The 3,680-nt window shown below is 75.5% G+C and carries 4 protein-coding genes; 3 read left to right on the forward strand and 1 reads right to left on the reverse strand.

What is annotated here, in order from left to right:
* Nucleotides 1-134 precede the first annotated feature (134 nt).
* Nucleotides 135-1,133 carry a methyltransferase gene (locus ACTUAL_RS28265; RefSeq protein WP_096495890.1) on the forward strand — a complete coding sequence of 333 codons (999 nt, stop codon included), beginning with the start codon at nt 135-137 and terminating at the stop codon, nt 1,131-1,133.
* A gap of 64 nt (nt 1,134-1,197) precedes the next feature.
* The gene (locus ACTUAL_RS28270; RefSeq protein ID WP_096495889.1) at nt 1,198-1,497 is read left to right on the forward strand and encodes a chorismate mutase; all 300 of its coding nucleotides are present in this window, start codon (nt 1,198-1,200) and stop codon (nt 1,495-1,497) included.
* 71 nt (nt 1,498-1,568) lie between these two features.
* Here ACTUAL_RS28270 and ACTUAL_RS28275 read toward each other — a convergent pair whose 3' ends face one another.
* Nucleotides 1,569-2,519, reverse strand: coding sequence for an alpha/beta fold hydrolase (locus ACTUAL_RS28275; protein WP_440902372.1), 951 nt, complete (start codon nt 2,517-2,519; stop codon nt 1,569-1,571).
* Nucleotides 2,520-2,635: 116 nt separating this feature from the next.
* Here ACTUAL_RS28275 and ACTUAL_RS28280 point away from each other — a divergent pair.
* The coding region (locus tag ACTUAL_RS28280; protein ID WP_440902373.1) for a sensor histidine kinase at nt 2,636-3,680 on the forward strand (1,045 nt) is incomplete at its 3' end.

The raw sequence follows: 3,680 nt of genomic DNA on the forward strand, positions 1-3,680 counted from the left end.
GGCGCGGCGCCGGGGGTCGGCGCCCCCCCCCGCGGGGGGGGGGCGACCCCCCCCCCCCCCCCCGCCGGGACGCCCACCACTCCAGCCCAGAAAGGCCAGCCCTTATGACGTCCGTCCGCAATTCCGTCCCGGCCATGCCCATCATGAACATGGTGTACGGCCTGTGGGTGTCCCAGACCCTGGTGACCGCGCACGAGCGCGAGGTGTTCGAGCACTTCGCCGAGCGGCCGGGCATGACCAGCGCCGAGCTGGCCTCGCGGCTGGAGCTGCACGAGCGCCCCGTCGAGCAGCTCGTCACCGCGTGCGCCGCGCTCGGCCTCCTGGAGCGCAGCGGGGCGGGCTACCGCAACACGGAGATGACCACGCGATACCTGCTGCGCGCAGCCGAGGACTACATGGGCGGCTGGGTGGAGATTGTCTCCCGCCACGACTACCCCGGCTGGCTCCGGCTGGACGAGGCGATGCGCACCAACCGCCCCACCGCGTGGGACCCGGAGAAGCAGGACTCGCTGTTCGCCTCGGACGACACCCTGATGGTGGAGTCGTTCTGGGAGGGGATGAGCGCGATCTCGAAGCCCACCGCGCGGGTGCTCGGGCAGACGGTCGACCTGTCCGGTGTGGACACCCTCCTGGACGTGGGCGGCGGTGGCGGCGCCTACGCCATCGAGCTGTCCCGCGCCTACCCCGACCTGCGCACCACCATCTTCGACCTGCCGTTCGTGTGCGACCTGACGGCGAAGAAGGTGGAGCAGGCCGGCCTGTCCGACCGGATCTCCTTCGCCAGGGGCGACTTCTTCGCCGACGCGCTGCCCACCGGGCAGGACCTGGTGATGCTGTCGATGATCCTGCACGACTGGGACGAGGAGCAGTGCCGCGCGATCCTGCGCGCGTGCTTCGACGCGGTGCGCCCCGGCGGCCAGATCATGATCAGCGAACTGCTGGTGGACGACACCAAGGACGGCCCCCTCGACGCCACCCTGATGAGCCTGTCGATGCTCGTGGAGACCGAGGGGCGCAACTACACCGCGCAGGAGTACGGCGACTGGCTGCGCGAGGTCGGCTTCACCGACGTGGAGGTCCGCCCGTTCGCCGCGCCCGCGGCCAACGGCGTCGTCATCGCACGCAAACCATGAGCAGTGGCGCGGGCCGGGCCGCACCCCGGCTCGCGCCGCCGCCGACCACGCCTGAGGACGAGCCATGACCGCGACGAACAGCGACCACGACACGACGGCCGCACCCGAGTTGAGCGCTGACGACATCCCGGCCCTGCGCGACGAGATCGACCACCTGGACGACCAGATACTCCGCCTCATCCAACGCCGCACGGCGGTCTCGCGCACCATCGGCGCGGCCAGGGTCTCCGCGGGCGGCACCAAGATCGTCTACAACCGCGAGCTGGCCGTCCTGGCCCGCTTCCGCGCCCTGGGCTCCGAGGGGCGCGACCTCGCGCTCATCCTGCTGCGCCTGGGCAGGGGGCGGCTCGGTCGCGTCCACTGACGCCGCGCGTCGGGCGGGGCCGCCCCCGCCCGACGTCGACGCGCCCCGCCCCCGGCCCCCACCGCGGGAGCTCAGCGGCGGCACTCCGGCAGCCCGTCCAGCACGTCCACGATCCGGCGGAACTCCTCCTCGGTCGCGTGGTGCCCCGCCCGCACGGTCCGCACGTCGAACCGGTTGCGCGGGGTCGCCCGGTCGGCCTCGGCGATCATCCGGTCCTGGAGCGCGAGCGGGATCATCCGGTCCTCGGTGTGCCGGATGAACGTGCGCGGGACGCGCCCCCAGGTGTCCGCCCGCACCCGCGAGTCCTCCCGGCCCACCGTCAGCGACTCGTCGGGGTGCAAATGCGCGAGCGCCCCGTAGAACTCCGCGTCGTCCGCGCCCGCCATCAGCAGCTCCTTCAGCCCGGCCAGGGCCTCACGGTCGGCGGTGCGGTAGTTCACCCGCACCGCGCCGATCACCGCCGGGTCGGCCACCACCAGGGCGGCCAGCGCGCCCGCCAGGCTCGTCGAGCCCTCCGGGGTGGCCAGGTAGTCCTCCGGGCACGCCAGGTCCACGCAGCAGAACGCGGTGTCGTAGACGAGCCGGTCGACCAGGTGCGGCACGGCACTGCCCACCCGGTTCAGCACCGCGCCGCCCATGCTGCCGCCGTAGAGCACCACCGGGCCGAACCCCGAGACCGCGCGGACCACCCGGATCGCGGCCTCGGCGTAGTCGTCCAGCCCGATCCCCGCCAGCGGCGACGGCCTGGTCGCCAGCGACGCCGGGTCCTGCGGGCACTGGTGGTCGAGCGCGAACTGGGCGTCGGTGGCGCGGTGCCCCGGCAGCGGCACCCCGACGGTGCGGTGCCCGCGCAGCGACAGCGCGTCGATCCCGCCGGGCGCGCCGCTCGCCCCGGTGACCACCACGAACGTCGTCACCCCGCCCCGCGACCGCCCGGCCGCACCACCCCCGGCCAGCGCCGCCCCGCCCGCGACCGCTCCGGCCCGCAACGCCGTCCGCCTGGACATCCCCGTCTTCGCCATGGCTCCGAGTGCACCGCGCCGCGCCGCCACCCGGTGAGCCGAGGAGGTGGACACCCCGGTCCACCAAAGTTGCGCGCCGCCCGGAACCGGGCCCGATCGGCTCTACCGTGACCGGGGTGAGGGAGAACCGGCGTGACCTGCCGTGGCTGGTGCTCGCGGCCGTGCTCTTCGGGGCGCTCGACCTGGCCGTCCACGGCGCGGGCCCGCCGACCACCGGGTGGGCCGGGCCGCACGCCGGGCTGCTCCTGCACCTGTCGGTGGACGCGTCGCTGCTGCTCCTGGCCCGCCACCCCGTGCCGGTCGCGTGCTGGGCGCTGACCGTCGCGGCGCTCGCGCTCGGCTCGGCCGAGCTCGCCCCCGGCCTGCTCACCCCGGTGGACCCCGCGACGCGCGCGGTGCTGCCGCACGCCACGCCCGCGATCGTGGTGAACCTGGTCCGGCTGACCGACCGGCGTCGCGCGTTCGCGCTGATCGGGGCGCTCGCCGTGCTGGGAACCAGTCCGTGGGACCCGAGCTGGGAGAGCACCCCGCTCGGTGTCGTCAACACGGTGCTGCCCGCGCTGGCCGCGCTCTACCTGCGGGCCCGCCGGGAGCTGGTGGACTCGCTGCGGGAGCGGGCCGAGCGGGCCGAGCGCGAGCGGCTGCTGCTCGCCGAGCGGGCCGCGGCGCGGGAGCGGCGGCGGCTCGCCGAGGAGATGCACGACGTGGTCACCCACCGGCTCACGCTGGTGGTGCTGCACGCCGGCGCGCTGGGCGTCGGGTCGACCGATCCCGCCGCGCGCGCCGCCGCCGAGGACATCCGGCTCGCGGGCGTCGGCGCGCTGGCCGAGCTGCGGGACCTGCTCGGGGTGCTCCGGGGCGCGGACGGGACGCCGGTGGGCGGTTCACCGGTGGGCGGTCAGCCGGTGGGCGGCCCCGCGCGGCCCGCCTGCCCCGAGCGCCCGCCCGCGCCCGACCCGAGGGCGCTGGTCGCCGAGGCGCGCGCGGTCGGCGAGTCGGTCTCGTGCCACGTCGACGGCGACCCCGGCCGGATCGAGCCGACGGTCCTGCGCACCGCGTACCGGGTGGTGCAGGAGTCGTTGACGAACGCGCGCAAGCACGCCCCCGGCGCCCAGGTGGCCGTGACGATCTCCTACCGGCCCGACGGGGTCGACGTGCGCG

This window comes from Actinosynnema sp. (assembly GCF_052038725.1).